The 23,228-nt window shown below is 62.5% G+C and carries 26 protein-coding genes; 9 read left to right on the forward strand and 17 right to left on the reverse strand.

Going from position 1 to position 23,228, the window contains the following annotated elements:
• The 4 genes from IH971_06385 to IH971_06400 all read right to left on the reverse strand — a co-directional run.
• A partial coding sequence (locus tag IH971_06385) for a hypothetical protein (protein MCH7497459.1) occupies positions 1-698 on the reverse strand: 698 nt, incomplete at its 3' end.
• The gene (locus tag IH971_06390) at positions 695-1,438 is read right to left on the reverse strand and encodes a hypothetical protein (GenBank protein ID MCH7497460.1); all 744 of its coding nucleotides are present in this window, start codon (positions 1,436-1,438) and stop codon (positions 695-697) included. The genes IH971_06385 and IH971_06390, both read right to left, overlap by 4 nt.
• A 62-nt stretch (positions 1,439-1,500) precedes the next feature.
• Positions 1,501-2,334, reverse strand: coding sequence for a DNA-formamidopyrimidine glycosylase (mutM, locus tag IH971_06395; GenBank protein MCH7497461.1), 834 nt, complete (start codon positions 2,332-2,334; stop codon positions 1,501-1,503).
• Between the two features lie 48 nt (positions 2,335-2,382).
• Positions 2,383-3,180, reverse strand: coding sequence for a hypothetical protein (locus tag IH971_06400; protein MCH7497462.1), 798 nt, complete (start codon positions 3,178-3,180; stop codon positions 2,383-2,385).
• Between the two features lie 151 nt (positions 3,181-3,331).
• Between IH971_06400 and IH971_06405 the strand changes: the two genes are divergently transcribed.
• Positions 3,332-4,243: a DMT family transporter gene (locus IH971_06405; protein MCH7497463.1), complete on the forward strand. Its 912-nt coding sequence runs from the start codon at positions 3,332-3,334 to the stop codon at positions 4,241-4,243.
• A gap of 97 nt (positions 4,244-4,340) precedes the next feature.
• On the opposite strand, the gene IH971_06410 is transcribed toward IH971_06405, so the two are convergent.
• The 8 genes from IH971_06410 to IH971_06445 all read right to left on the reverse strand — a co-directional run bounded on the left by IH971_06410 (position 4,341) and on the right by IH971_06445 (position 10,571).
• Positions 4,341-4,526 carry a hypothetical protein gene (locus tag IH971_06410; GenBank protein MCH7497464.1) on the reverse strand — a complete coding sequence of 62 codons (186 nt, stop codon included), beginning with the start codon at positions 4,524-4,526 and terminating at the stop codon, positions 4,341-4,343.
• Between the two features lie 155 nt (positions 4,527-4,681).
• Entirely contained in the window at positions 4,682-5,944 is a 1,263-nt protein-coding gene (locus IH971_06415; GenBank protein ID MCH7497465.1) for a glutamate dehydrogenase, read from the reverse strand.
• Between the two features lie 82 nt (positions 5,945-6,026).
• Complete coding sequence (locus IH971_06420; protein ID MCH7497466.1) at positions 6,027-6,230, reverse strand: hypothetical protein; 204 nt, start codon at positions 6,228-6,230, stop codon at positions 6,027-6,029.
• An 81-nt stretch (positions 6,231-6,311) separates the two neighbouring features.
• A complete protein-coding gene (locus IH971_06425) occupies positions 6,312-6,854 on the reverse strand; it encodes a hypothetical protein (GenBank protein ID MCH7497467.1) in 543 nt (180 codons plus the stop codon).
• 38 nt (positions 6,855-6,892) lie between these two features.
• Positions 6,893-7,324, reverse strand: coding sequence for a hypothetical protein (locus IH971_06430; protein ID MCH7497468.1), 432 nt, complete (start codon positions 7,322-7,324; stop codon positions 6,893-6,895).
• A gap of 195 nt (positions 7,325-7,519) precedes the next feature.
• On the reverse strand, positions 7,520-7,807 hold the full coding sequence (locus IH971_06435; protein ID MCH7497469.1) for a glutaredoxin family protein: 288 nt from the start codon (positions 7,805-7,807) through the stop codon (positions 7,520-7,522).
• Between the two features lie 92 nt (positions 7,808-7,899).
• A complete protein-coding gene (locus IH971_06440; protein ID MCH7497470.1) occupies positions 7,900-8,580 on the reverse strand; it encodes a Crp/Fnr family transcriptional regulator in 681 nt (226 codons plus the stop codon).
• Positions 8,581-8,591: 11 nt separating this feature from the next.
• Positions 8,592-10,571, reverse strand: coding sequence for a transketolase (locus tag IH971_06445; GenBank protein ID MCH7497471.1), 1,980 nt, complete (start codon positions 10,569-10,571; stop codon positions 8,592-8,594).
• 230 nt (positions 10,572-10,801) lie between these two features.
• Between IH971_06445 and IH971_06450 the strand changes: the two genes are divergently transcribed.
• From IH971_06450 to IH971_06475, 6 genes are all read left to right on the forward strand, one after another.
• A complete protein-coding gene (locus IH971_06450; protein MCH7497472.1) occupies positions 10,802-11,440 on the forward strand; it encodes a methyltransferase domain-containing protein in 639 nt (212 codons plus the stop codon).
• Complete coding sequence (locus tag IH971_06455) at positions 11,430-11,996, forward strand: SRPBCC domain-containing protein (GenBank protein MCH7497473.1); 567 nt, start codon at positions 11,430-11,432, stop codon at positions 11,994-11,996. Before IH971_06450 ends, IH971_06455 begins: the two co-directional genes overlap by 11 nt.
• A gap of 53 nt (positions 11,997-12,049) precedes the next feature.
• Entirely contained in the window at positions 12,050-13,507 is a 1,458-nt protein-coding gene (locus tag IH971_06460) for a M20 family peptidase (protein ID MCH7497474.1), read from the forward strand.
• A gap of 120 nt (positions 13,508-13,627) precedes the next feature.
• Positions 13,628-14,500, forward strand: a complete 873-nt coding sequence (locus IH971_06465; GenBank protein ID MCH7497475.1) for a hypothetical protein — start codon at positions 13,628-13,630, stop codon at positions 14,498-14,500.
• Positions 14,501-14,639: 139 nt separating this feature from the next.
• Complete coding sequence (locus IH971_06470) at positions 14,640-15,161, forward strand: hypothetical protein (protein MCH7497476.1); 522 nt, start codon at positions 14,640-14,642, stop codon at positions 15,159-15,161.
• Between the two features lie 96 nt (positions 15,162-15,257).
• Positions 15,258-16,589, forward strand: coding sequence for a M20/M25/M40 family metallo-hydrolase (locus tag IH971_06475; GenBank protein ID MCH7497477.1), 1,332 nt, complete (start codon positions 15,258-15,260; stop codon positions 16,587-16,589).
• A 112-nt stretch (positions 16,590-16,701) separates the two neighbouring features.
• Here the strand turns inward: IH971_06475 and IH971_06480 are convergent, their stop codons facing one another.
• The 3 genes from IH971_06480 to IH971_06490 form a co-directional block, all read right to left on the reverse strand.
• Entirely contained in the window at positions 16,702-17,028 is a 327-nt protein-coding gene (locus IH971_06480) for a winged helix-turn-helix transcriptional regulator (GenBank protein MCH7497478.1), read from the reverse strand.
• Positions 17,029-17,151: 123 nt separating this feature from the next.
• On the reverse strand, positions 17,152-18,942 hold the full coding sequence (locus IH971_06485; protein MCH7497479.1) for an SLC13 family permease: 1,791 nt from the start codon (positions 18,940-18,942) through the stop codon (positions 17,152-17,154).
• A gap of 27 nt (positions 18,943-18,969) precedes the next feature.
• Positions 18,970-20,199 carry a DUF1015 domain-containing protein gene (locus tag IH971_06490; protein MCH7497480.1) on the reverse strand — a complete coding sequence of 410 codons (1,230 nt, stop codon included), beginning with the start codon at positions 20,197-20,199 and terminating at the stop codon, positions 18,970-18,972.
• 241 nt (positions 20,200-20,440) lie between these two features.
• Here IH971_06490 and IH971_06495 point away from each other — a divergent pair, with 241 nt between their 5' ends.
• The gene (locus IH971_06495; protein MCH7497481.1) at positions 20,441-21,532 is read left to right on the forward strand and encodes a Na/Pi symporter; all 1,092 of its coding nucleotides are present in this window, start codon (positions 20,441-20,443) and stop codon (positions 21,530-21,532) included.
• A 3-nt stretch (positions 21,533-21,535) separates the two neighbouring features.
• On the forward strand, positions 21,536-22,219 hold the full coding sequence (locus IH971_06500; GenBank protein ID MCH7497482.1) for a hypothetical protein: 684 nt from the start codon (positions 21,536-21,538) through the stop codon (positions 22,217-22,219).
• A gap of 18 nt (positions 22,220-22,237) precedes the next feature.
• Here the strand turns inward: IH971_06500 and IH971_06505 are convergent, their stop codons facing one another.
• Both IH971_06505 and glnA read right to left on the reverse strand, forming a co-directional pair.
• Entirely contained in the window at positions 22,238-22,654 is a 417-nt protein-coding gene (locus tag IH971_06505) for an arsenate reductase ArsC (GenBank protein MCH7497483.1), read from the reverse strand.
• Between the two features lie 102 nt (positions 22,655-22,756).
• A partial coding sequence (gene glnA / locus IH971_06510; GenBank protein MCH7497484.1) for a glutamine synthetase occupies positions 22,757-23,228 on the reverse strand: 472 nt, incomplete at its 5' end.

Here is a 23,228-nt window from a genome sequence, read left to right on the forward strand (position 1 = left end):
AGGCTGGGTCCGGCCGCGGCGTAGCGCAAGAGGTGGTCCAGCTGGCCGGCCAGGCGTTCGATCTCGGCCGACAACGGATCGGGGCTGGCTGTGGCCCGTTCGAAGGCTCGATGGGCCGCCACCTTCCGGCGCAGTAATTTTGAGCTTTCCAGTGCCGCCGGCCCGCCGGAAGTACTTTGACCCTGCAGATGGGCGGCCTCGCGCTCGCGCGCGAGCATGATGACGGCCTCCTCCTGACGGTCGAGGAGCGTCAGCGCCAGCGGTATGCGGCGGACCACGCTGGAATCGCCCGGATCTATGAGCTGGAGACCAGCGGCGGCTTCACCGTGTGTTTCGGGCGCATGCTCGAGGTCGAGCAACCGGAAGAGGCTCGCCGAGTTCACATAGACGGGATGCAGCACCCGCATGACGCCCAGTGTGCGCCGGGCACCCTCCAGGTCGCCATGACGCCACAGGGCAACCGTCTCGGCCTCCAGGGCCTTGATGCGCCGGATCAGGCGTACACGCTGGCGGGCATCGTCGGATTCGGGTCTTGAGGGATAGGCCGCGATGTAGGCCAACAGCTCCCGCCGGGCGGGATTGATCTGGCCCTCGCGGTAGAGCGCCAGGGCGGCCTCCATGTCGGGAGGACCGGACTGGCACGCCAGCAGAAGCAGGATTCCCCCGATGCTAGCGAGTGAACTGGCCCCTGATATCACGAGCCCCCGTCCTCATCCACCGCCCCCTTGGGCGCCACCCGCAGGGGAAAGGAGACCCGCAGCGAGAAGCCGGTGATGCGTGCGTGTTCGGTGGGAAACCCGGCCCTGGTGGAGTGGGGGGAGTCGGCGTAGCGGTCTTGCCAGAGTTCGTGCCCCTTGTCGAAGGGCTTGGGGTCGATGACGGCCCGCAGGGGCATGGAGTTGAAATCGTGAAAGTAGCCCAGTTCCCATTGGAAGCGATGGAAGCGGGGCAGGCTGGCCTCATCTGCTGCCCGGACGCGGCGGCCACCCCCCACCAGGACGCCGAAGCGCGTGCTGCTCCGGCCCCCAATACCGTTTAAGATAAACATGCCGCGCAGGCCGAAATAGCGGAGCCGTCTGACGCTGTCCTTTTTCCTGGTTCGGGTGCGGTGGCTGACGCGGTAATAGGTGATGTCGATGTTGTGATTCGGGTTAAAGCCGTAGGAAAGGTTCATGACGTCTGAGCGCCGGTCGCTGGTGGAGAGCAGGCGGCTGATATCGACGCCGGAACCGACGACGGGCAGGCCCACGCGCAGACCCAGATCCCAGGCGTCACTGAGACCGCGGCGATAGACCACCAGAGGCATGACATTCTCGCTGCTGAGGGTGTAGGCCATAAAGGTCTCGCCGCGCTTCAGGGGCACCGGGCTGATGGTGGGATGGGTGGCGCACGCCGACAGGGCCAGCGCCGCGATGCTCATATGCACGTAACGGGACACGTGTGCGAGATTAGGGCAGGGGACGGCACAAAGTCAAGGAGGCGCTGCCCAGACCGGTCCCATCAGGCTTTGCGGGGAGCGCGCAGTCGCTGGCAGCGGGGGCACAGGTGCGTGCCGCGCTGGGCGACCCGCGTTTTCACGATGCCGGCGCCGCAGACCGGGCAGGGCTCGCCCTGACGGCCAAAGATCTGGAGCTGCTCCCGGAAGCTGCCGGTCTGGCCGTTGCCGAATCCGAAGCTGATGAAGGTGGTGCCCTGACGGTCGATGCTGGCCTGCAGCGTGTTGCGGATGGCGCGGTGAAGGGCCGTGGCCTTACGGGGACTCAGCCGGTGGGCGCGGGTCAAGGGGTGGATGCGGGCCTGGAACAGGGCTTCATCCACATAGATGTTGCCCAGCCCCGCGATGAAGGCCTGGTCCAGCAGCAGGGGCTTGATTTGCCGCCGGCGGCCCGCCAACATCCGCCGGAAGCGCTGGGGCGAAAAGGCCTCCGACAGGGGCTCCGGCCCCAGACTCTCATCCAGCGCGGCGCTACTGTCCAGGTAGCCGATGCGGCCAAACTTGCGCGCATCGCGGAACAGGAGCTGGCCGCCGGAGGATAGCTCGAAGACAGCGCTGACGTGGGCCGGCGCGTCGCGGGCGCCTGGGGGCGTCACCTGGAGGCGGCCCGTCATGCGCAGGTGGATATGCACCAGGCCGTGTTTTAGGCCCAGCAGGATGAACTTGCCCCGGCGGTCGACAGCCCTGATCGAGCGGCCCACCACCTGGCGGGCGAATTCGTCAGGGGTGGCCGGGGCGGTGACCTTGGCCCAATGGGCCGTGAATCCGGTGATGCCCTGTCCCACCAGTTGGGGGCGGAGATGGCGCACCACCGTTTCCACTTCGGGCAGTTCGGGCATGGGGGAAGTTAATAGCCACGGCGGCGAAAACCGTGCAGTGGCGCAAGGCTAAAAACTGTAGAGGACGGTGTCGGGGGCGCTTTGCACGGCGATGAGCACAACACCGCTGCCCCGCTGCTCCCGAATGGACGTCAGACCAATAAGGAGGTATCTCCACAGGTACGCCTCGCAGGCGTCGAGATGGCCATCGTGAATGACCACCACGTCCATGAGGGGTGGGGCCAATGGCACCCAGTCTTGGCTGCCGACAACAAAGAAATCGTGCTCCTTGCAGCCACCAGAGTAGCGCACCCTGACCACGAGGGTGTCGCCGCTGACACTGACGCTATCCACCTCGAAGGCGTCAATCACGTTGGCGCGGAAGGCGTCGAAACTGGAGCCATCCACGAAGATGAGCCGGTCCGACTCCATGGGGACAGGGTTCAGCGAGAAGGTGAGGCTGGCCGCCAGATCGGCAGAGTCGGACGCCTCAACAAACCATATGGGGTAGGGGTCGAGCTGGCGGAGGGCGATGCTGTGCCGCCGAGTATACACGCGCTTGTGAGCCCCCTCGTCCGCACTGAAGACGTAGGCCTCAATGAGGGGCTCCAGGTAGACGGTATCCTGGCCGGGGACGTGGAACCAGACCTGGATTCGCGCCCGGCCGGCCCAAATGCAATCCACATCCAGTGGGCAGCGCAATTCGTGAAGCAGGCTGTGAAAGCCTATTTCCACGTCCTCGGGTCCGACGATTTCACTCGCGCCCACGCTCAGAACAAACTGCTCGCCATAGGTGACCGAATCATCGCCCGGCTCAACCGCGCAGGCCACACATACTATCGCTGCCAGTAGGAAATACGGTCTCATGTCATCCCATTGTCAAAATCGGTCGAGCCGACTGCGTTGAGAATATAGGCCGCCGTGACGCCAGATTCAAGCTGCCCCCGAACCTGCGACACCTTAGCTTCGGCCCCGAGACCATGACCGTGTTCCCCCCCGTCCAGCCCGTGGCCGCGGCGTGAAATCCACGTCCTTCGCCGAGGCTGCCGCCGTGGTCATGCTGGGCTCGCTGATGGCCTCATCCGCGGCCATCTGGATCCGCTTCTTGCCCGGGGTGTCCCCCCTTACCATCGGCTATGTGCGGGTGGGCGGGGCGGCCCTGCTCCTGCTGCCGTGGTTCTGGTGGGAGCTGGCCCGCCAGGGACCGCCGGCGTGGAGGGAGCTGCGCTACTCGTTGCTGGCAGGCGTGGCTCTGGCGCTACACTTCGCCACCTGGATCGCCTCGCTGCGTTACACTACAGTGGCCCATTCCGTCTTGATGGTGGCCACCCACCCCATCTTCGTGATTGCCATCTCGTTGTGGTTGCTGCGCGTGCCGGTGGCCCGGAACCAGGTGGTGGGAGCGGTGGTGGCGCTGGCCGGGGTGGTCTTCATCCAGTGGCAGGACTTGGGCGGGGACTCGGTCGTTGGGGGCGCCTCGGCACCGGCGCTGGGTAACCTGCTGGCCCTGGCCGGGGGGCTGTTTGCGGCGGTTTACCTGCTGCTGGGGCGCGCGGCACGGCAGACCTTAAGCACCATCATGCACGTGGAGGTGACCTACGCCACGGCCGCCGTGGTGCTGCTGCTGATGGCGCTGGCCTTCGGGGTGCCGGGACCGCCCCGGTCGAGTGGGCCCTGGGTCTACCTACTGTTGCTGGTACTGCTGCCCACGGTTGGAGGGCACACGATCTTTAACTGGGGCCTGCGCCATCTGGGGGCGCCGCTGGTGTCGCTGATTGGGTTGCTGGAACCGGTGGAGTCGGCCGTGCTGGCGCTGCTCATTCTAGGCGAGGCAGTGCCGCCGGCCACGGCCCTTGGCGCGGCGGTCATCGTGGGCGGGCTGGCCCTGGCCATCTGGCGGCCGCAGACTACCGGCAGCGCTGATACCTAAGGGGGTGCAGGCCGGCAATTGGGCAAAAAAAGGCGCCCCCAAAGGCAGGGGCGCCGGGCCGGTGCATGGAGGGCAACCGGACGACAGTTGCAGGTGGCTAGACGTCCAGGAGGATCAGCACCAACCCGACACCAATAAAGCTGAGGGCAAAAAGTGAAATATTGAGGATCAACTTGCGACGCAGCCAGGAGCGCTGGTCAGGGGCGAGCTCCCTGCTGCCGGGGTTGCGTCGGTCCCAGGGAACCGGGCTAAGGGGGGCAAATAATTCTGGGTCGTTGATCATGACAGTCATATCCACGGGCGGGCGAATGGTACGGGGAAATTGCGGGAGATAGTATGTCCCCCATCACATGGCGCCAGGAATGTGACCCCGATCAAACCGGAGCCGGGGCAGCCGGGCGGGACGGATGGGCACTCCGTCGGACTGACGCAGGCCGATCAGATGCGGATGTAACCCCTGGCCACGGAGGCCTGGTAAACCCGGCCCAACGCGATGGCGAAGGAGGCCTGGCGCAGGCTGCACTTACGGGCGGTGGCAAAGTGCAGCACATTGGCGAAACTCTTGCGGAGGATGGTGTAGAGCTCCTCGTGAATGCGGGACTCTTTCCAGGCAAACTGCTGAATGTTCTGGGCCCACTCAAAATAGCTCACCACCACGCCACCGGCATTCGCGATGACGTCGGGGATGAGAGCGACGCCGTTATTCGTGAGAACATCGCCCCCCTCCGGGGTCACCGGGTGGTTGGCGGCCTCCACCACCACCTGGGCCTTGAGACGGCCGGCGTTATCACCCGTGATGACCCCGCCCAGGGCCGCAGGGACCAGGTAATCGCACTCCTGGAACAGGAGCTCGTCGCCGTCCAGCGGATCGCCCGCCTCGAAACCGACGACCGAGCCGGTCTCCTTGACATGGGCCATAAGGCCGCGAATATCCAGACCACTATCATTGCGAATACCGCCCCGCACATCACTGACGGCGATGACCTGGGCGCCCTTTTCGGAGAAGTGCAGGGACGCAAAGGAGCCCACATTGCCAAAGCCCTGCACGACCACCCGGGCCCCCTTGAGGGACCGGCCGTTCTCCTCGGCCCAGTGTTCGGTGACGATCACCACGCCCTTACCGGTGGCGTCTTCCCGTCCCACCGAGCCCCCCAGTTCCAGGGGCTTGCCGGTGACAATGGCGGGGGTGTGACCATTCAATCTGCCATAGGCCGCCATGGCCCAGCCCATGACCTTGGCGTTGGTGCCCATGTCGGGCGCGGGCACGTCGCGGTTGGGACCCAGGATCATGGCGATGCGGGTAAAGAAAGTGACCGTCACATTATAGAGATCGTCCTCACTCATGGTCAGGGGATCGCAGGCAATGCCCCCCTTGGCCCCACCGAAGGGAATGTCCACGAGAGCCGTTTTCCAGGTCATAAGGGAAGCGAGAGCGCGCACCTCCTCCAGGTCCACGTGGGGATGGTAGCGGATGCCGCCCTTGTAGGGACCGCGGGCTCCGTTGTGCTGGATGCGGTAGCCCTCAAAAAGTTGCAGATGGCCATTGGTTAGCAGGGGGATCTCGACGCGAATCTCGCGGTAGGGGTTTTTGAGCAGGGCCATCGCCTCCTCAGGGACCTCGGCCATCTCCCGGGCCTCGTCAAGGCGCTGGTTCACCTCATCGAAAGGGGACGGACGGGATGCAGGTTTGTCGGCACTCATGGCTGGCTCCTCATGTAGTCTTGGTCTTCAAAGTTTTAGCGCCGCAGCAGCGACGTTTTCAGGCACAGGGGACCGCACACCTTCAGTTGGCCGACGGCCGGGACGTCCCGCAGTAAACACAACTGGTTCCCGCCTGCACATGAAACCCGCACTCGGGGCAGTCCCACTCCTCATCCCAGCTTTCGTCCTCCGGCTCAAGCCGGTTGCGCTGATAGCTGCGGTAGCCCGCCAGCACAAAGTACGCCAGAATCAGGAGCAGGCCGAGCAATAGAAAGGGTTGTGACATCAGACGATAGCGGCAGGCTGTGGAGGCTAATTTAAGGCGGGAAAAGCGACGGATAGCAACCGATTTCGCGACCCGACCCGGCTATGACGACGACTCCAACAAAGGCTGCAGCTGCGCCTCCAGCTCTTCGAAGCTGTAGAGCGGTGAACGCTTCAACACCAGCTCCTGTCGCCGGCAGACCAGTTCTGCCACCCCTTCGATGGCAAAAACTGCCTTGGTAAACGGGTGAACCCGGCTGACGGCCAGACCCTCCACCACCAGAGGGTCCTCGAAACGTATAGATAGGGAGTAGCTGCGCCGGAGGGGGCCAGCGGGAAGGGCTATGACTTCCACGGCGCCAAAGATCTCCGGCACTACGCGCTCCAGGAGGTAGTCCCGGAAGAGCGACCAGTCATACTCCTTCTTGTAGGTTCGGAAGCGGAGCCGATGGCGCATCACGTGGACTTCGGAGATGGGTTGAAAGCCGAAGAAAGGCTGCACCCACTGGGGCGCCCGGGTCATGGTGGTGCGGTTGTATTTATCGGCCATTTCGTCGGTGAGGTGGCGGCGCACATGGAGAACGTAGATGTTGGGATTGACCGGCGCCTCCAGGGCGACCACCAGGGGTGTCAGGTTAGCGGGCATGCCTGGCTCGCGAGACCGTCAGTGGCCCGCCCGCCGGCCTACTGATGCAGGCGGGCTGTAACCCCCAGGATGGAATTCTTGAACTTTTCCACCTGATTCTGGGTGTGGAACAGGTCATCTACCGGGTGGAAGACATCCTGAGGATAGACTTCGGGACTGAGATCCAGCAGGAAGGTGGACTCCACCTTGAGCTGGTAGTCGCGGATAATCTCCCGGGCCACACCTTTATTGCGGAGGTGGTTGATGAAGAACTTGATTTGCCCGTCCGTGGTGATGTTGAACAGGGGGAGTATGCCTTCATCGGAGCGGGCACGGTAGGTGAGCATACCCGTTTCCCGGCCACGGCCCCAGGCCACCAAATCGGCTTCCTTCTGGCTAAAGGCCACCAGGTCTTCCAGCACCTTGACGACGTGGACCGGGCACTGTGCCTTGGCAAACTGCAAGAATGTTGTGGGGTCCCACTTGGCCATAAGTACCGGGGCTTAGGCGATCTGGAGGTTGGATGGGCTCAAAACTGAGATAGGGCACCTTGAGTGCGCCCAAAGTTAATCAATTGCGGCTTGGCTGTGAGCAGCAAATTGATGCGCTGGGCCACAGGGCGGCCACAAAGTGGGCCTCCCGGCCTTCGTGAACCGGCCCAGTTTCGAGATACGGGGCAGGTTACGTCAAGTGAGGCCCGTGCGTCCAGTTTCCAGTTGCAGGCGTGCATGCAACTCACTGACGGGGTATGCGCCGTAACGCCAGAGCTGGTCCCCTACGTAGGTAGCGGGTACAACAAAGGGCTGTGCAAAAGGGGGCGGTTCATGCGCGCTGATATCGATGACGTCGAACCGGACCTCCGATCCCGAGCGCATGGGCTCCAGTTCGGCCAGCAAATCCTCGCATGACGGGCAGTACGGTCGGTGCAGAAGGGTAACCGTTAAGGGGGTCGTGGTTTCAGCCTCGCTGGCCATGGGGTAAAAGTATACCCTCTCGTAGGCCCGGCGCTGTCTCAGAGCAGACAGAAGCGGGGGAGGAAGTGTAAGTTGCCCGACGGGTTGGGCAGCTATTTCAGCAAGCTGTCAGGGTCATTGATCCTGAGGAATTGGCGGGTAAAATCGATCTTGCCATCGGACTTGAGTTCATTGAGGATGGCATTAACCGTCTGCCTGCTGGTGGCGGTGAGCTCGGCGATATCCTGATGCGTCAGGAAGGGCCGTACCTCCCAGAGATCCACCATTTTCTTGCCAAAATCCCGCACGTAGCGGACCAGGAAACTGACGACCCGCTGGTGGGCGTCCTTGAAAACCAGGTCTTCAACCTGCGCCTCCACTTTGCGGATGCGCAAGCCCAGGTGGGAGCGGACTCTGCGGCTAAGGGCATTGCTGTTCTCGAGCAGCTCTTGGAATGCGGCCCGGTCCATGGCGCAAATGACAGCGTCTTCCACGACTTCGGCAATATTCTGATGCGTTTCCTGACCCAGGATAGCCGACTCCCCGAATATCTCGCCCGCGCCAAGCAAGGCCAGAGTGACGGTCTGTCCATCAGGGGAAATGCGGGAGATCTTGATCTTGCCCGATTTGAGGAGGTAAATGGTGTTGGATGGCTCTTCGGGAAAGTAGACCACTTCTTTCTTAGTGCTGTAACTCATCTGGCTCAACATCGCCAGCTGGATGAGGGTCCTATCCTCCACTTCCTTGAAGAGGTTGAAATTTTGAAAATACCAGAGTTTGGTGCGCTCAGCCATGAGAGTGAAAATTACTCAGTCGAGATCGATTTCAAAACAGTTCGGATGCGGTTGCTTACTTCCTGACCCCCCAGCCCCATCAGAGCAGCAACTTTTCTGCCGGGCCCGGAAGCACCGAAGCGGTCGACGCCGATTGTGAGGCCACTCCGGCCGGTGAAGCGCTCCCACCCTACAGTGGCGCCCGCTTCCAGGGATACTCTCAATCCGGCCTTGCCCTCAAGCAATCTTCGTTGATACGCCTGGGGCTGCTCGAAAAACAATTCCCAGCAGGGGAGACTTATAATGCGAACGGCCAGGTCTTCCAAAAGTTCATCCACCTCAAGTGCCAGCGAGACTTCCGAGCCGGTGGCAAAGATGGTGACATCGGCGGCACCCGCAACCTCCTTCAGGACATAACCACCCCGATGCGCTCCTTCCCGTACCGCTGGCTGCAGGGCCTCCGGCAGGACCGGCAAAGTCTGGCGGGTGAGCAGCAGCACCGCCGGCAGCGCCGTCCCGGCCAGGAGCAGCTGCAGGCAGACCAGCGTTTCCACAGCGTCGGCGGGTCGGAACACGCGCAGGCCGGGGATAGCGCGCAAGGACATGATGTGCTCCACCGGCTGGTGTGTGGGGCCGTCCTCGCCCAGAAAGACCGAATCGTGGGTGTAGACGCCCAGGACCGGCAGTTGCTGGAGGGCACGGAGGCGGATGGCGGGACGTTCGTAATCGGTGAAAATCAGGAAGGTGGCGCCAAAGGGATGCAGCCCACCATGCAGGGCGATGCCGTTGTTGATGGTCCCCATGGGGAATTCGCGGACGCCGTAGGCCAGGGAACGGCCCTCGCGTCGGGTGGGGCTGAAGTCGCCGTACGCCTGGGCGAAGCCGGCGGTATTGTTGGAGGGCTCCAGATCGGCGGAGCCGCCTACGAGGCCGGGAGCCGCCCGGGCCGCCGCCTCCAGGACCAGGCCAAAGGCCTTGCGGGTAGCCAGCTTGGCGTCGGCCTCGAACTGGGGCCAGGCAACGTTTTGGAGGTTGGGTGGCTCGAAGAACCCGTCCCACTGCTCACGGAATCCGGCGTCCTGCCGGCGTCGTTCCAGGCTGGTGCGCCAGCCGCCAGCGACCTTGCGTAGCGCCCCCTGCCGCTCCCGGAAGGCAACGCGGGTGGCTTCGGAAAGCGCAAAGAACTGTTTTGGGTCCAGCCCGAGGAGCTGCTTGGTGGCCGCAATCTCTTCCGGCGGCAGGGGTGCGCCGTGGGTAACGGCCTGACCGGCCATGGTGGCGGCGCCGTGGGCGATGATGGTGTTGCCGATGATGAGGCTGGGCTGTCCCGTGGCAGCCTGCCCGTCGGCCATAGCCTGGCGGATGGCGGCGCGGTCGTGCCCGTCGATGACGGCCACATGCCAGCCCAATGACTTGAATAATTGATCGTATGCTGTAGAATCCACCCGTTCCGTGCCGCCCGATATCTGAACCTGATTCCGGTCGTAGAACATGATGAGGCGGCCTAGCTGCCAGTGTCCGGCCAGCGCCGCCGCGCCCAGGGACACCCCTTCCTGGAGGTCGCCGTCGCTGCACAGGCAGTAAGTCCAATGGTCGATGGCGCCACCCAGGCGAGCCCGGAGCATCTCCTCGGCCACCGCCAGCCCCACGGCCATGCCCACCCCCTGACCCAGCGGCCCAGTGGTGGCTTCCACGCCGGGGGTGAGACCCAACTCGGGGTGGCCGGGGGTGCGGCTGCCCACTTGGCGGAAGGCTTGCAGGTCGGCCATTTCCAGGTAACCGATGAGATGCAGGAGCGCGTAAAGGAGGGCCGACTCGTGGCCTGCAGAGAGCACGAACCGGTCACGGTTGGGCCAGTGGGGGTCATCGGGGTCGTAGCTCAGGATGTCCTTGTAGAGCACCGCGGCAAAATCCAGCGAGGAAAAGGGACCGCCGGTGTGTCCGGAGTCGGCCTTGCGGACGGTATCCATAATCAGGCCTTTGAGCTCATTGATGAGCTGCTGCTCGTTCACGGCCGGGACCGGTGGGCGAGGCTGGGTGTGGTGGCGGGTGTGCACATAGACCGGATTCGCAGGCTGCAATTTAGGGCCGCCGAAATCGCAACCTCAAGGCGGATCCGTGATGGCCACCGGGCCGGGGGGTAGCCCTGCTGCCCTGGCCCTAGTCTCCCGCGCCTGGGCTGCTTATATTAGCTGTATCCGCGGCACTGCCGCTATCCCGACAGCCAACGAGGACACCACCTATGGACTGCTGCCACTGCCAGGGCGCCGAAAAGTTTTTTGACGAGAAGACGGCCAAGCGCGACCTGCGGAACTACCTGAAGAAGGGACCGTCAGGCGCCACCCAACTGCTCCTCGAAGCGCTGAAGGCACAGGGGGTAAATGAACTGACACTGCTGGACGTCGGCGGTGGTGTGGGGGTGATTCAGCACGAGCTGCTCAGGGCAGGGGCCAGCGGGGGCGCTGCCGTGGATGCCTCCGCGGCCTACCTGGAGGCGGCCCGGGGCGAGGCCCGACGGCAAGGCCTGGAGGAGCGGGTGAGCTATACGTACGGTGACTTCGTGGAGCTGGCGCCCGATGTGGCCGAGGCCGATATCGTCACCCTGGACCGGGTGATCTGCTGCTACCCCCACATGAAGGAATTGGTGGGGCTATCCTCAGGCCGGGCGCGGAAGCTCTACGGTATTATCTACCCCCGTGATACCTGGTGGACAAGAGTTGCCTTTGCCATCGGAAACCTCTACCTCCGCCTTAGCCGCTCGGTCTTCCGGATCTATATCCATGCCACGGACGCGGTGGACGGTGTCGTCAGGGCCAACGGCCTGAAGCCGCACTACCAGCAGAACAAGGGCCTGTGGCAGGTGGTGCTCTATGTCCGGTGAGACCCCTACCCGGGTAACCACCCGTGCCATTGGCGACGCCGCAGTGGAAGCGGCCACCGGACGCCCTTGGGACGCGTGGCTTGAGCAGCTGGACCGGGCCGGGGCCAGGGAGCTGGACCACAAGAGCATCGTGGCGCTGGTGGGCCGGCACGAAGGCGTAAGCCCGTGGTGGCAGCAGATGGTGACGGTGACCTACGAACAGGCGCGGGGCCTGCGCAAGAAGCACGAAATGGCGGACGGCTACCAGATCAGTCGCAGCAAGACGGTGGCCGCGCCAGCGGATCAGCTCTACACGGCCTTTGCCGATCCGGCCCGACGAAGCTTGTGGCTGGCGCACACTGACCTCGCTATCCGCAAAGCGACACCCTACAAATCTCTACGCATGAGTTGGGGTGCCTGCGAGACCGAGGTGCGGGTGGAGTTCACTCCCAAAGGGCCGGAAAAAACGCAGGTGGTGGTCCAGCATTCGAAGCTGGCAGACCCCGCTGAGGCAGATGCCATGAAAGCCAACTGGGGGCAGCAGCTGGCCAAGCTCACGGCACTGCTGGAGGACTAAAACGGCGGCAACCGAGGCCTTGACCCCGGGCGCACATAACACTGGAGAAACCGATGCGTAGATTATTCACCGCCGCAGCTGGCCTTATCGTTCTGGTGGTGGCTGTCGTTCTGGTGCGCACGCTGACGCTGTCGTCGCGACAGCTGGACGTGGTGCCGGTGGCGGGCATCGAGGTGGACGAGTCGGCCGCAGCGGCAAGGTTGGGCCAGGCCCTGACCTACCGTACCATCTCCCACCAGAACCCCACCGAGTTTGACCCCGCACCTTTCGTCGCCTTTCGCCACCACCTGGCCCAGACCTACCCCGGTGTCCACCGGGTCATGCAGCTGCAAGTGGTGGCTGGGTACAGCCTGCTCTACACCTGGCAGGGGTCAGAGCCGGAGGAGGCGCCCATCATTCTGCTGGCCCACAGCGATGTGGTGCCGGTGGACCCGGGTACCGAGGCGGACTGGATTCAGCCGCCCTTCAGCGGGGCAGTGGCTGATGGCTACATCTGGGGGCGCGGGGCCATTGACGACAAAGCCAGTCTGGTGGCCATTCTGGAGGCGGTAGAAGCGCTGGTGGGGGCGGGATTTCGGCCCCGGCGCAGCCTCTATCTGGCCTTCGGCCACGACGAGGAGATTGGCGGGGATGGCGCGCGAGCTATGGTGGAGCTCCTCAAGCAGCGTAATGTGCGGGCGTTCTACATCCTGGATGAAGGGCGCAGTATCAGCGAGGGGGAGCTGCCGGGCATTGAGGGACCGGTGGCGCAGATTGGCATCGCCGAGAAGGGCTACATGACCGTTGAGTTAGCGGTGGAGCAGGACGGGGGACATTCTTCGCAGCCGCCACCGACCACTGGCCTGGGGATCCTGGGCCGGGCCGTAAGCCGACTGGAGTCAAACCAGCGTCCGGCAGCCATCCGGGGGGCGGTGCGGGAGATGTTCGCCACCCTGGCCCCGGAGATGCCCTTTTCGCAGCGCCTGAGCTATGCCAACCTGTGGCTGTTTGGGGCACGGGTGAAGGCGAGCATGGCGCAGGCCCCCACCACCAACGCCATGATCCGGTCCACCACCGCCACCACCATGGCCCAGGGCAGTTCCAAGGAGAACATCCTGCCGGCGCGGGCCAGCATGGTGGTAAATTTCCGGCTGCTGCCGGGCGAGACCAGCGCCATCATCCTGGAGCATATCCGCAAGACCGTGGCCGACGAGCGGGTGGTTGTCACTGTGCTGGGGCCCATCGATGAGCCCTCTAATGTTTCCCCCGTGGACAGCGAGCCGTTCCGGGCCCTGGCCAGGACGGTGAGGCAGCTCTTCCCCGAAGTACTGGTGACCCCCGCCCTGGTGCTGGGCGCCACCGACTCCCGCCACTACCGCGATTTGAGCGCCAACATCTACCGCTTCGCGCCCAACCGGATGAAGCCGGGCGACGGCAAGCGGGTTCACGGCACCAATGAGCGGACGGGGGTGGCCACCTTCGCAGACATGATACGCTTTTACGCCCAGCTGCTGCGCAATACCGCCCTGTAGCAGTCAGCGGTCAGCAGTCAGCACTCAGCAAAGAGCAGAAAAGTTGAACCGCAGAGGACGCAAAGAACGCTGAGCTGAGAAGGAACCGCCAAGACGCGAAGGACACGAAGAAGGCATTGAGTGAAACAAGAAAGAAAACCGATTACCGTGTTGGTGCCGCTGCACCATTTCGAGTGGGAGGGGAATTCATTCCCATTTTCGGATAATTTCCTGCTGACCCGGGATCCTAATCTACCTGATTTTGGCGATCTCGAAGGCGCAATCTCAAACGTTGAACTGGAAGATTCGCAGGGTATTCCTCATTGGTTGCGGTTCGTCGTCAATAGCAACGACCTAACGCCAGCCGAGATAGTCACCACCTTTCTCCTGGCATTATGGCTGGCTGTACCAAGCAAAACACAAGCCAATTACTATTTTGAGTTTGCGCGATCGGAAAAAAGATTCACAAGAATCCTGGAACGGTTTCAATGGGTTGAACCTTATGCTGCTGAGGTGATCGAAACACAGCAGCTCGAAACAGCTAAAGCGTATTGGGTCCCACTTCAGACAATTTGGAAAAGCCGAAAACGGCTATGGGACAGCCTTGCACTTACGGCCGCTGGTTGTATGTCGAAACGATGGCAGGTTGCCATCATCTGTTTCGCTGCGGCTCTCGAGAGTATTTTGACGTACGATAAGGCTCCGGGAATCACGCGGCGGCTCGCTTCTAGCTTTGCCTGTCTCACACAAACTACCAAAAACGCGCGTGATTCGGCGTTTCAAGAGTTTTGTAAGATATACGGTGTTCGATCTGACATAATGCATGGCCGAATTCATGACATTCCCTACGGGAAACGGCTTGAATTAGTGAATAATACTTCCAATCTCTTGCGATCACTGTGGCGCGTAGTACTACTAGCTCCGACAGTGATGGAAGGACTAGACAAAGGCGATAAGGGACGGAAGGTGTTCTTAAAGGGAATCCAAGGCGGATACAAGGTTCCCCATGTCTAATCGTTGCTCCTATGAGTCATTAAGGCTTGCGTTTTTTTCAGCTGAGCATCTCTTCAGTAGGTTCATGCATCTCAATGCAGATGACTCCGACGCTAGATTGACGTGAGAACACGTTTCAAGTTTAACGAGAAACGACCAGATGTTTGGCTATATAACTGGCATATTGAAGGGAAATAAACTCGCCAATGCGTCCGCAAGGATATGCCAGGATGTGGTGAACTTTTTAGTTGAAAGCGGAACCGAACTGCAATTACCTAACACCGCTTATATTCTTCGTGAAAGCTATTGTCTTTCCTCGTTTGCGATGATGAACCCCAATGCCGGTGTGCCACATAAGGACGCACTGGCTGATCAGGCTAAGGCTATCTTGAAAGATTGGCTAATTAAGGCTTTCAGGGAATCAAGCACCGAATACCATTATGATGATTCTGTCGAGGCGGTGATTTCTGAATTGGACGCTCGGTTTGTTGACTGGGCAGAAGAATTGCATGAGAGCCATCCAGAGCTTAAAGGAAAACCGATTGAAGAATGGCTACCGGCTGCCATATCAAAATTCATGATTCACGTTGGTAGCCACATCTTTGAACAACATGGAAACGAACCATCCAACTTCCATACTTCTCTATATACCATTGCTACAAAACACCTCGGGATAGGGTAGGCCGTGCATCACTCCAAGCGTTACCATGCCTTCGTCAATGCACTATTGGCTTCACTGGCGTCTTGGCGGAGCTCTTTTCGCTTTCCCCTCTATCTTATCTGCGCTCTCTGTGGTTCCGCTCCTCTCTCGGCCCAAATTGTTGCTGACTACCGGGCCACCGCCGACCGCATTATCCAGGCGGCGCAGGCCGACAGCTTCGCTTACCAGCGGCTGGCGCAGCTGACGGACACCTTTGGCCACCGGCTTTCGGGTTCCCGCAACCTGGAGGAAGCCATCGATTGGATTCTGGCGCAAATGGCCGCCGACGGGCTGGAGAACGTGCGCGGTGAGCCGGTGATGGTGCCCCACTGGGTGCGGGGGAAGGAATCGCTGGAGCTGCTCAGCCCACGGCTGCGGACACTCCCCATGCTGGGCCTGGGCGGCTCGGTGGCGACGCCACCACGGGGCATTACGGCGCCTGTCCTGGTGGTGAGCAGTTTTGACGACCTGGCAGCCAACGCACACCGTGCCCGGGACCGCATCGTGCTGTTCAACGCACCGTTCACCACATACGGCGAGACGGTGCGCTATCGCTGGGCCGGAGCCAGCGCAGCAGCCAAGGTGGGGGCCGTGGCCAGCCTGGTGCGTTCGGTTACACCCCACTCGCTGCACACGCCCCACACCGGTGGCATGGGCTACGAGGACGACGTCCCCCGCATCCCCCACGCCGCCATCACCGTGGAGGATGCCGAGCTGCTCCAGCGCTGGCAGGACCGGGGGGTGGAGGCGGTGGTGCGGCTCAAAATGGACGCCAGAACCCTGCCCGACGCCCCGAGCCGTAACGTGGTGGCTGAGCTGGTAGGCAGGGAGCTGCCGGAAGAAGTCGTGGTGATGGGGGGCCACATCGATTCGTGGGACGTGGGCCAGGGGGCCATGGACGACGGCGGCGGCTGCGTAGCCACGTGGGAGGCGCTGCGCCTGCTCCAGCGGCTGCACCTGCGGCCCCGACGCACTATCCGCGTGGTGCTGTGGACCAACGAAGAGAACGGATTGCGCGGCGGGCAAGCCTACCGGGACGCCTATGCTGATGCCCTGGAAGACCACATTCTGGCCATAGAGTCCGACGCCGGGGTGTTCCGTCCGGAGGGGTTCGGTTTCACCGGATCGGCGGAGGCACTGGCGGTGGTGCGGAGCATCGCCGCGCTGCTGGCGCCCATCGGCGCGGACACCGTGACCGATAAGGGCGGCGGGGCCGATATCGGGCCTATCATGGAGGCAGGGGTGCCGGGTATGGGACTGGCCGTGGACCGCAGCCGCTATTTCTGGTACCACCACAGCCACGCCGACACCATGGACAAGCTGGACCCGGGCGAGCTCAACCTGTGCGTCGCGGCCCTGGCGGTGATGGCCTACGTGGTGGCGGATTTGCCGGAGCGACTGCCGAGGTAGGAGCTGCCGGAAGAGATCATGGGCACTGCGGCAGCCACCGGCAGAAGCGGGTTGCGCCAGCCGCCTAAAGGTGGTGTTGCTGTAACCCCGACCGCACGGGCGGCGAGCCCGTCTAGGCGCCCGGCAGACCGACCCAAAGATCCCCGCACCGCTTGAGAGCATCCAGCAGGCTCTTGCCCAGGGATGGGTCCAGGCGATAATAAATGGAGGTGCGCTGTCGCCGCCGCTGGAGGAGGCCGGTGGCGCGCAGGACCTTCAGGTGCTGGCTGGTCATAGCCTGCGTAAGACCGGCATGTTTCTGGATGGCCGTCACGGTCTCCTCGCCCTCCTCAACAAAGAGCAGGATCTGGAGCCGGGCAGGGTGACCCAGAACTTTCAGCAGGTTCGCGGCGCGGGCAAAGCTGGCCCGGGTGGGTGGCGTAAATTCTCCGGCAATCATAACCTAATTTAGTCAGGCGAGCTAAATACGCACAATCCGATATAACTGGCCTGGAGTTATTTTTTCAGCGCGCAGACGCTTGATCGGAGACGCCTCAGCCGTGGTCAGGAGCAGCGCCGGCTCCTAGAACGGCCAAATTCTGGGAATCAGGACGATTCCCAGCAGCCAGACCAGCACGTTGGGAATTGCGCCGAACCGGACGTAGTCCATAAAGCGGTAGCTGCCCGGACCGTAGACCATCATGTTGGTCTGGTAGGAGATGGGCGTCATGAACGCCGCCGAGGCGCCAAAGGCCACCGCCATCATGAAGGGCAGCAGGTCTACCCCCAAGGTGGCTGCGATGCTGATGCCCACCGGGGCCAGGACGAGAGCGGTGGCATTGTTGGAAACCATTTCGGTGAGCACAATGGTGATCAGATATAGCAGGCCGAGGGCGGCGTGGGGCGCCTGCTCCGGCGGTACCAGCCGCGCCACCTGCAGCACCCCGCTGGCGATGAACTGGGCCGTGCCCGTTTCAGACATAGCGTAGCCCACCGGTACGAACGCGGCGATGAGCAGCAGCACCGACCACTCAACCGAGCGGTAGGCCTCCTGAATATCGATGGCCCGGATGACCAGCAGAAGCACCACTGCCAGCATCGACGCCCGCAGGATATCCACCACCCCCAGGCTCACCAGCAGCATCAATAACGGCAGCACCAGCAGAACCACCCACCAGTAGCGCTCCCGGTGCAGGGCGGCCTTCACTTCGGAAATGATGATGAGTTCTTCCGAGCGGCGCAGTTCGGTAATGCGGTCTTTGGGCGCGAGCATAAGGAGCGTGTCGGAGGGTCGCAGATGGATGCGGGCGATTTTCTCGCGGATGGTGGCGCCGTGCCGCCGGACTGCCAGGACAAAGGCACCGTAGTGGCGGCGAAAGTCGATCTCCCGGAGGGTCCGGCCGGCAAGTCGGCTGGTCCGGGTGACCAGACCCTCGGCCAGCACCTGATCATTGGAGGAGAGCTCGTCATCGGAGAGTTTGATATCGGAGAGCAGCGCCACTCCCTGTTCCTTCCGCAGACGCATGATATCGTCCACTGTGCCGCGGACGATCATGATATCGTCGGGTCGCAACGGCAGGCTGCGGATACCTTCCACCAGCCGCTCCTTGTCACGGAGGATGGCCAGCACCGTCGTATCGTAGTTCTGGTTCAGTCCTACCCCCAGAATGGTCTGGCCCACCAGCGCAGACTCCTTTACGACGCGCAATTCGGTGAGGTAGGTACCCATGTGATATTTGCGGGTGAGTGAATCGAGTGCTGCCCGGGCGGGGAGCAGACGCCGGGCAAAGGCCAGCGTGTAGACCAGCAACATAACCGCGAACAACCACCCCAGACGGGCGAACTCGAACATGCCCAGGGGCGCATGTCCCGCCTCGATCACGAAGGAATTCACGATGAGGTTAGTGGAGGTGCCAATCAGGGTGAGGGTGCCCCCTGCGATAGCGGCAAAGGACACGGGCATGAGGATTTTGCTGGGGCTGATGTGGAAGCGGTGGCTGAAGTGGATTGCCAGCGGAATGAAAATGGCCACGATGGCGGTGTTGTTCAGCAGAGCCGAAGAGAGCGTCACGGCAACCAGCATGATGCCGATGCCCAGCCACTTCCGGGCACCCACCATATCGCCGATCCAGTTACCGGCCACCTCCAGGACGCCGGTTTTGGTCAGGGCATGGCTGAGGACAAACAGTGCCCCGATGGTGACCACGGCAGGATTGCTCAGTCCCTGGGTGGCCTGGTGACCGTCCACAATGCCGGTGAGCAGCAGGATGCCCAGCAGGCCCAGGGCGGTGACCTCCATGGGAAAAATTTCCAGTATGAAGACCACCAGGGTGGCCGCCAGAAGCAGCAGCATGAACAGGATTTCGGGTGTCATGGCCGCACAGTGCCGCTGTTGGGATGGTCAGTCCAGCCGGGCATTGACAAAGCCTGCCAGAAACTTTGGGTAAAAGTAGGTCGACTTGGACGGCAGCACGGCCTGCTCCCGGGCCACCCGTAGCAGTGTCTCCACAGAGGTGGGCCGCAACAGAAAGGCCCACTGGCGGCGACTTTTGGCACCCGTTACTGCGGCGTGGGCATCGTGATAATAGGCGAAGGCCTCGGCGGGAAGTTCACTCCCGGGCAGCGCCCTGGGCAGCAGCTCACCGTGCAGAACCGCCGCATCGCCATAACCAAATGGGCCCGCCGCAGCTTGACCATTGCGGCTCCATTTGATGAGCAGTGCCGCGCTGCTATCCGGCGGTATTGCCAGTACGCCGCCGGCCTCTGGACTGGACACCGCCGCCTGGTACAGTCCGGGCCACGCGTCCAGGGGGTGGGCTTGCACCTGGAAGTCCGGGGCCAGCGCCGGCTGCAACGCCGCGGGCTCCAAAGCCAGCGCCACGCTGCGGTGAGTGGGGAGCACCACCAGGCCGGGATCGCTGCCGGGGACCAGGGTCATGAGCGTGGCGCCGTTGCGGCCCCGGGACTGAAAGTAAGCCAGGCTGGTCTCGTAGCGATGGTGCCCATCTGCGATGGTGACGGTCACTTCCTTGAGCAGGGCTTGAAATTGACGGATAGTGGCAGCATCGCCAAGGCGGTAGAGGGTGGAGGTGTGGCCATCGTCGCCGCGGGCGGTGAGCAGGGCCGGGCCAGTGTCCGCGCCGGCGAGGAGCTCAACGGCGGCCTTGCCGGGGTCGGGGAAAATGCCGAATATCTGACTGAACTGGGCGCCGGTGGCCTGGAACAATTGCAGCCGGTCCTCCTTGGGCCCTGACTGAGTATGCTCATGGCGCATGACCCCGCCAGGGGTATAGGGCGCGCAGTCCACCCGAGCCACCAGAGCCCTGCGGCGGAAGCGTGAGTCATCGTGGCGAAAGGCCTGTTCCCAGAGGTAGAAGGCAGGCTCATCGTGGGTCACCAGCGTGCCCGCTTGCAGCCAGGCCTGAAACAGCCGCGCCGCCACCTGGTAACGGGTCTCGCCGGAGGCGTCGGCGGGCAGGGTGAGCCGGACAATGTTATGGGCGCTGCGGGCCTGCAGCTCCGCCCTGGCCTTGCCGTCAATGACGTCATAGGGCGGGGCCACCAGGCTGGTCACGTCGGTGCCTGACACCGGTGTGTAGGTGATGGCTTGAAAGGGATGAATCTCCGCCACGGGATACTTTCTTTGTCTCCTTTGTTACACTGACAGCGGCGAGCGTGAATCTCGCCAAAAGTAATTGGCAGGCCAAGCCTTTTTGATGACAGACAGTGCGCGGATGGCACTAACTTTTGGCAGTGCTGGTGACTGCCCGATCGCGAGTAGCCCTGAACCCAACCTGCCCAGGGGCAGTGGCGGCTCCACCCGTTGACCGTGCCCTGCGGCTCTTTCCCGCCCGATACAATCTGACCTCTGCATGTTCAAAGACCAGCTGATCACGCTGCTGAAGCTGGCCGGGATCGTGGCCTCGCTCTATTTCTTTATTGTGGGCATTGGGGCCATGGGGCATGCTTTCAAGCTGTTCGGCAGGGAGTTTTCCGAGGCCATACTGACGACCACGGCATCCCCTCTGGTGGGCCTGTTCATCGGCGTGCTGGCGACATCGCTGGTGCAGAGCTCGTCCACCACCACGTCAATCATCGTGGGCATGGTGGCCGCGGGCGCCATCAGCATTGAGGGAGCCATCCCCATGATCATGGGGGCCAACGTGGGCACGACGGTTACCAATACGCTGGTGTCGATGGGGCACATCACGCGGCGACACGAGTTCCGGCTGGCTTTTGCGGCTGCCACCGTGCACGATTTCTTCAACCTGCTGACCCTGCTCATACTTTTTCCGCTGGAATTGGCCACCGGTTACCTGTCCCGGCTGGCCAGCCTCAGTGCTTCGGCCTTCGCGGGCCTTGGGGGGATGAAACTGGGCAACCCCCTGAATGCGGCCACCAGGCCGGCCATTAACGCGCTCGCGGAAGTGGTGGCGAACGACGCTACCATCCTGCTGATCGTGGCTGCGCTGATAACCTTCGCCATGATCACCGGTATCGTCAAGATTCTGCGCAGCCTGGTGCTGAGCAAAGTGGAGAGCTTTTTCGATGTGCACCTGTTCCGCAACGCAGGGCGGGCGCTGCTTTTCGGGATCGTGCTGACGGTGTTTGTCCAGAGCAGCTCCATCACCACGTCGCTGGTGGTGCCCCTGGTGGGCGCGGGACTGCTACGGCTGAAGCAGGTTTTCCCCTACTCCATGGGCGCCAATGTGGGCACCACGGTCACCGCCATGCTGGCCGCCCTCTCCACCGCTGATGTGGCGGCCATCACTGTGGCGTTCGCCCACCTGCTGTTCAACCTCACCGGCATCGCGCTGATTCTGCCTACCCCGCTGCGCCGGATCCCCCTTTACCTGGCGGAAAAAATGGCCGACGCCGCGGTGCGGAACCGCCTGGTGCCCCTTGTGTATGTCACCGTAACATTCTTTGTAATTCCTTTATTCTTTATATTTGCCATGAGGTAAGCCATGTGGAAGTCACTGATATCGAGCCTTTTCCGGGAAGCAAACCTCTACGTGCAGGCGCTGGAGCAGTCCTATGCCATGCTGGACCTGGACCTGACCATGTACGAAGCATCGGTGAAGTCACTGCGCCAGTCCGATACGGGAGAGCTGGATTTGGACGTCTACCAGTTGGATCAGAAGATCAACGCCTATGAACGGGACGTGCGCAAGAAAATCATGACCCACCTGGCACTGACGGGCGGCAAGGACCTGGCACCTGGCCTCGTGCTCATCGGCGTGGTGGTGGATATCGAGCGCATCGGCGACTACACGAAAAATATCTGCGACATGGCCCAGAAACATCCCTTGCGCCTGGAGGCCAAGAGCCTGGAGCAGGAGCTGAGCTACATCGAGTCCCACACCAGCACCCTGTTCCGGGACATGATCACGGCCTTCAAGAACAGCGATGAAGCTGCCGCCCGGCGGATTATGGAGAACTACAAGGAGGAGATTTCCAAGCGGAGCGACGCCATCACCAACAGTATCGTGGCCGGCGAAATCACCGATCTGGACCCCGCGGATGCCGCCGCCACCGCCATGTACACCCGCTACCTCAAGCGCATCGCCGCCCACTCGCGCAATATCATCACCAGCGTGGTCAACCCCTTCGACCGCATCGGCTACCGCTACGAGGAGGACGACACCTAGACGAGGGCCCCGCGCCCCTCAGCCGCCCAGCTCACCGACCCAGCCAGTAAACGCCACCTCGATCTCGTCCCGCACCTGCCGGAAAACGGCCAGCCGCTCGTGTTCCGTGCCTACGGCCCAGTAGGGATCGGTGAAGGGCAGGTGGTGACGGTGGCGCACCTCACCGGTAAAGACAGGGCAGGCCTCCCGGGCATCATCGCAGACAGTAATAACGTGATCGAAGGGCCGGTCCGCCAGCGGCGCCACCGGCTGAGGCCGCTGGCCGGAGATATTCAGCCCTACCTCGGCCATGACTCGCACCGCCAGGGGATGGACCTGGTCAAGCGGGTATGTGCCGGCGGAGGTCACCTCCCACCCGGGCTGCAGCCGACGGAGGGTGGCCGCCGCCATCTGTGAGCGACAGGAATTGCCGGTGCAGAGTACGAGGACATGCATGGTGGCCAGCTGCCGGGCCCTGCTAGATGGGCCTGACGACGCCGGAGTCACCCTTTAAGGGGTTTGGGGTGGCACGCAGATTGTTGGCAAAGTGAGGGGCGATCAGCAGTCATGGTAGAGTTCAAATTCGTAGGGGTGTGGCCTCTGGCGGATCATGTCCACCTCCTCCCGCCGCTTGTAATCAATGAAGGTCCCGATGAGGTCGGCCGTGAAGACATCACCCTTAAGCAACCACGCGTGGTCGGCATCCAGCGCGTCCAAGGCGCTGTCCAGGCTCATCGGGGCGGTGACGACGCCCTCCAAATCCCGGGCGGAGGTGAAGAAAATGTCCTGATCGAAGGGTTTGCCGGGATCGATCTTGTTTTGGATGCCGTCCAGACCGGCCATGGTGAGCGCCGCGAAGCCCAGGTAGGCGTTGCACGAGTTATCGGGTGTGCGGAACTCAATGCGCTTGGTCTGGGGGTTGGTGGAGTAGGTGGGGATGCGGATGGCCGCGGAGCGGTTGCGCGCCGAATAGGCCATATTCACCGGCGCCTCGAATCCGGGCACCAGCCGCTTGTAACTGTTGGTGGTG

Source organism: Candidatus Neomarinimicrobiota bacterium (assembly GCA_022560655.1).
Taxonomy (GTDB): Bacteria; Fidelibacterota; Marinisomatia; order SCGC-AAA003-L08; family TS1B11; genus JADFSS01.

Bases quoted from the DNA above. Each gene is read 5' to 3' on its own strand.
- mutM (MCH7497461.1), bottom strand. From the start codon at position 2,334: ATGCCCGAACTGCCCGAAGTGGAAACGGTGGTGCGCCATCTCCGCCCC.
- IH971_06400 (MCH7497462.1), bottom strand. From the start codon at position 3,180: ATGAGACCGTATTTCCTACTGGCAGCGATAGTATGTGTGGCCTGCGCG.
- IH971_06410 (MCH7497464.1), bottom strand. From the start codon at position 4,526: ATGATCAACGACCCAGAATTATTTGCCCCCCTTAGCCCGGTTCCCTGG.
- IH971_06415 (MCH7497465.1), bottom strand. From the start codon at position 5,944: ATGAGTGCCGACAAACCTGCATCCCGTCCGTCCCCTTTCGATGAGGTG.
- IH971_06420 (MCH7497466.1), bottom strand. From the start codon at position 6,230: ATGTCACAACCCTTTCTATTGCTCGGCCTGCTCCTGATTCTGGCGTAC.
- IH971_06425 (MCH7497467.1), bottom strand. From the start codon at position 6,854: ATGCCCGCTAACCTGACACCCCTGGTGGTCGCCCTGGAGGCGCCGGTC.
- IH971_06430 (MCH7497468.1), bottom strand. From the start codon at position 7,324: ATGGCCAAGTGGGACCCCACAACATTCTTGCAGTTTGCCAAGGCACAG.
- IH971_06435 (MCH7497469.1), bottom strand. From the start codon at position 7,807: ATGGCCAGCGAGGCTGAAACCACGACCCCCTTAACGGTTACCCTTCTG.
- IH971_06440 (MCH7497470.1), bottom strand. From the start codon at position 8,580: ATGGCTGAGCGCACCAAACTCTGGTATTTTCAAAATTTCAACCTCTTC.
- IH971_06450 (MCH7497472.1), top strand. From the start codon at position 10,802: ATGGACTGCTGCCACTGCCAGGGCGCCGAAAAGTTTTTTGACGAGAAG.
- IH971_06455 (MCH7497473.1), top strand. From the start codon at position 11,430: ATGTCCGGTGAGACCCCTACCCGGGTAACCACCCGTGCCATTGGCGAC.
- IH971_06460 (MCH7497474.1), top strand. From the start codon at position 12,050: ATGCGTAGATTATTCACCGCCGCAGCTGGCCTTATCGTTCTGGTGGTG.
- IH971_06470 (MCH7497476.1), top strand. From the start codon at position 14,640: ATGTTTGGCTATATAACTGGCATATTGAAGGGAAATAAACTCGCCAAT.
- IH971_06480 (MCH7497478.1), bottom strand. From the start codon at position 17,028: ATGATTGCCGGAGAATTTACGCCACCCACCCGGGCCAGCTTTGCCCGC.
- IH971_06485 (MCH7497479.1), bottom strand. From the start codon at position 18,942: ATGACACCCGAAATCCTGTTCATGCTGCTGCTTCTGGCGGCCACCCTG.
- IH971_06495 (MCH7497481.1), top strand. From the start codon at position 20,441: ATGTTCAAAGACCAGCTGATCACGCTGCTGAAGCTGGCCGGGATCGTG.
- IH971_06500 (MCH7497482.1), top strand. From the start codon at position 21,536: ATGTGGAAGTCACTGATATCGAGCCTTTTCCGGGAAGCAAACCTCTAC.
- IH971_06505 (MCH7497483.1), bottom strand. From the start codon at position 22,654: ATGCATGTCCTCGTACTCTGCACCGGCAATTCCTGTCGCTCACAGATG.